Source organism: Caldisphaera sp., from assembly GCF_046536515.1.
In the GTDB taxonomy this organism is placed as follows: Archaea; Thermoproteota; Thermoprotei_A; order Sulfolobales; family Acidilobaceae; genus Caldisphaera.
On sequence record NZ_JAWDMQ010000089.1, the window covers coordinates 1 to 3,287 of the forward strand.

Genomic DNA, 3,287 nt, shown 5'->3' on the forward strand with positions numbered 1-3,287 from the left:
CCGTTGGGGTCGAAGGAGTCCCATGACCCACCTACCACAAGTGGGTGGTTGAGGGCTAAGTCCCTACACTTGATCATGATTGAAGATAAAATGATTGAAATGAAAGTGTAGGAACAAACGGAATGAACGAATGAATCCCAGTCCAAAGGAAACATGAAAGAGTGCTCTCCGGATTAGATACGGGTTCGAAGATCTAGCCTTAATTTAAAGCTGAGCAAGTAAAGTAAAAATTAAGTCAGTTAACAAGAGGTGTGGTGTAGAGTTTGGATTTGCTATATCTGATAATATTAACTATAACATTGAGTGTATCAGGGGCATTTTCTCCTGGTCCATTAACTTTTTCAGCAATAGTCGAGGGTTCGAAAGGGTCATGGTTTAGCGGTTTTAAAGAAGCGCTTGGCCATCTGCTTTTTGAGCTACCATTTGTTGTAGCATTAGCAATATTATTGCAGCAAATAAGGGCTTTATTAAATGATGCTATTGTTAAATATGTTTTGAGTTTTATACTAATATCCTTTATAGTTTATTTTTCTTTTATTGTAATAAAAGATGGATGCTTTAGGTTAAAAGATAACGGTTTTGTATCTGACCAAAGCATATCAAACAGTTTTAAAATTGTAAATAAACCAATTATTACAGGTTTCTTATTAACTGCATCTAATCCTCTATTTTTATCATGGTGGGCTACGGTAGGTTTAATTTTAATTTTATCGGCAACATCAATAGGTTTTATCTTTGGCATATCTGTAATGTATGCAAGCCATGTATGGATGGATTTTGTATGGCTGGGTACAATGGGGATTATTGGAAAAACCGGTAGAAAATTTTTAAGCAACAAACACTTTGGCATTTTCTTGATTATAATGGCATTAATTATGCTTTACTTTGGCATAATGGCTTCTATGCAATTGATTTATTATAAATAGGATCAGTATTTTTAAAATTATTAATTGCGAAAGGTATATGTCAGATGGTATTAATTTGAAATTGATAAAAACTATTTTTTAATTTTTAAAATTTTTTAAAAATTAAATTTGCTTATTAAAGTAATATCGATTCAAGATATTAGTATCTGATTTCCTCCCAGCCCTGAAGGGTTCCCTAAGATCTTAAGGATTACAACCTTTATGAGTGCTACTCTGTTATAAAAAAGATTTAATTTAAAATTTTATTTCGCCCCTAGAAGGCGCGAGGTTTGTCGTTCTCTTTATTACCATAAATAGCTCTTAATACCTCATAAAACTCTTCATGAATAGAAGGAGGTTAAACCAATTAAATATGACTTTGTATTTAAATTTTTTAAAAACTTTATATAGAATTAATAATTTGCTATATTTAAATATAATTCATACAAACAAGAAAATAGGGAGAGATTATGGGTTTAATGAGTTCTCAAGATTATGTAAATAGTTTGAAAGATGGCAGAGAAATTTATTATAGAGGTACAAAAGTTTATGATGTTACACAACATGAAGTTTTAAGAAGTGCTGTAAATCATGCCTCCCTTATATATAAATTGCAGGAAAATGAGAAAACTAGAGATTTATTTGTTTACAAAGACGATAATTTTGGCTATTCCAGCAAATTTTATAAAATACCAAGAAATGGAAATGATTTAATGGAAAGGTTTAACTTAATTTATGAAACATCAAAAATGGGGAGAGGAAGTTTTGATGTGATAAAAGGTATTGGATCTGATGCTATTTTTGCTCTCATGATTATAACAAAGAAAATTGATTCGTATTTAAAAACTCGCTATTATGAAAATATAATGAAATTTTACGAATATGTTATAAAAAACGATTTGGGATTAGCTGTTGCACAAACAGATGTAAAGGGTGACAGAGATTTAAGGCCTTTTGAGCAGGAGGATAAAGATCTATATTTAAGGATAGTAGATAAAAATAAAGATGGCATTATAGTTAGAGGAGCTAAGTCCCATATAACCCAAGCACCTGTAGCTAATGAAATTATTGTTTTGCCAACAAGAAACATGAGCGAAAAAGATAAAGACTATGCAGTTTCTTTTTCAATACCCCCAAATACTAAAGGGTTAAAAATGATTTCAAAACCTTTAAAAGCCGTTGAAACATCTTTAAACGATCCATGGTTTGTATTAGGTAAAGAAAACATGGAAACGCAATCACTAATAATATTTGATGATGTATTCGTACCATGGGAAAGAGTTTTTCTGGCCGGAGAATACCAATTTGCAGGGCCTTTGGCTGTAATGTTTCCTACATTTCACAGATTTACTGCGATATCCTATAGGGCTGTAATAGGGGATTTGTTAATAGGTTTAGGAAAACTCCTAGCTGAATTAAATGGTATTGATGATAAATCTCATATAAGGAGAGATATCGTTGATATGATAAAATACAAGGAAATATTAAGGGAATCTGCCTTAGCAGCTTCCTTATATGCTGAAATTGATGAAGACACAAAGATTGCAGTTCCTAATAGGGTATTTACTAATATAGGTAAACTTATTTCAAATGAAACTTATCTTAATGTAGTTAAGGATTTAGTTGAAATAGCTGGAGGACTTGCAGATACTTTACCATCAACCCAGGATTTTTATAACGAAGAAGAGGCAAGATATTTGAAAAAATACCTAGTTGGAAAGAAAGGAACAGATCCATTAACTAGGTCTAAAATATTATCATTAACTAGAGAACTGTTATCTAGCCTAGGGGCGTTCTTCACTACAATAATGATACATGCAGAAGGCTCCATAGAGGCTAGTGTTATAGAATTATACAGATCTTACAATTATGATGAAAGCAAAAAACTTGCATATTATGCATCTGGAATAAGCGATGAAATGCCATAATCAACTAAAAACATTTTATATAACAAAATCCATGAATAATTAGAAAATTATTAGAATGCTATGTATAATAATAGGTAAAAAGTTATAATCTTTTAATTTTTCTATACATAAACTAAATTCTGTTTAAATGAGTTTAATTGTTAATGATATTGTTAACCCCCCGGTTAACAATGATCAATTTTGTTTCATATAAAAAGTATCATTTTCTTATAAAAGATGCATAATAAAAAAGAAATAACAAACCTTGTCTTTTAAAACAAGTGAAAAAACTTTACTTTTTTTGAAAAATAAATAACCTACAAATTGAATAAGCTTCATTAAAACATAAGATAAGCCCCTGATAAAGAAACGACAAGCCCCTTCTAGGGGCGGGGTAAAGTTTTTTAAATCAAAAATACTATTTTTATATGAGATGACTTTAGATGCCTTTATCTGGTCAACTCTTAAAACATGA

At 30.6% G+C, this 3,287-nt stretch carries 2 protein-coding genes; both read left to right on the forward strand.

All coding sequences use genetic code 11. The features are described 5' to 3' along the window. Positions 1 to 263 precede the first annotated feature (263 nt). Positions 264 to 926, forward strand: coding sequence for a LysE family transporter (locus RXO53_RS08025; RefSeq protein WP_410713697.1), 663 nt, complete (start codon positions 264 to 266; stop codon positions 924 to 926). Positions 927 to 1,375: 449 nt separating this feature from the next. Further along, a complete protein-coding gene (locus RXO53_RS08030; protein WP_410713698.1) occupies positions 1,376 to 2,833 on the forward strand; it encodes a 4-hydroxyphenylacetate 3-hydroxylase N-terminal domain-containing protein in 1,458 nt (485 codons plus the stop codon). The last annotated feature ends 454 nt before the right edge of the window (positions 2,834 to 3,287 follow it).

Excerpts from the sequence above, each read along its gene's own strand:
- RXO53_RS08030 (WP_410713698.1), top strand. The coding sequence starts at position 1,376 with ATGGGTTTAATGAGTTCTCAAGATTATGTAAATAGTTTGAAAGATGGC.